Raw genomic sequence first — 763 nt, forward strand, 5'->3', positions numbered from 1 at the left:
CGGCGCGGACCAACTGGCCGCCGACCTCCGGCAGTTGGGCGCCCGCCCGGTGTTCGCGGCCTGCGACGCTGCCGACCGCGATGCCCTCGCCGCACTGATCGCCGCCCTCCCCGAGGACCGCCCGCTCACCGGGATCGTCCACACGGCAGGCGTCACGGACGACGGTGTCCTCACCTCCCTCACCCCCGAGCGCCTGGACACCGTGCTGCGCGCCAAGACGGACGCCGCACACCACCTGCACGAGCTGACCCGGGACCTGGACCTCGACCGGTTCGTCCTGTTCTCCTCGGCCGTCGGCACCCTCGGCGGCGCGGGCCAGGCCAACTACGCGGCGGCCAACGCCGCCCTGGACGCCCTCGCCCGCACCCGCCGCGCAGCCGGACTGCCCGGCACCTCGCTGGCGTGGGGCCTGTGGGGGACCGGCGGCGGCATGGGTGCCCGCATCGGTGACCTCGACCGCACCCGGATGGCCAAGGCGGGCGTCCTGCCGCTGGACGCCGCGCAGGGTCTCGGCCTGTTCGACCGGGCATGGGCGGCACAGGACGCTGTCCTGCTGCCGATGCGCACCGACCGCACCGCCCTCAAGGCCCGCGCCGAGGCAGGCACCCTGCCCGCCACCCTGCGCGACCTGGTCCCCGCGACCACCGTCCGCACCCGCACGGCCGTCGAACAGGCGGTACCCGGCACCGGGATCGCGGGACTGCCCCCGGCTGTGCGCTCCCGGCCCCTTCTCGACCTGGAGCGCACCCGCGCCGCACCCGTA

Annotated in this window: 1 protein-coding gene; it reads left to right on the forward strand. The window is 76.4% G+C overall.

The annotated features are described in order from the left end of the window. Window positions 1-763, forward strand: a 763-nt coding sequence (locus ACVNF4_RS36635; protein ID WP_461807123.1) for an SDR family NAD(P)-dependent oxidoreductase, incomplete at both ends; no start/stop codon positions are given.

Source organism: Streptomyces sp. S6 (assembly GCF_054880855.1).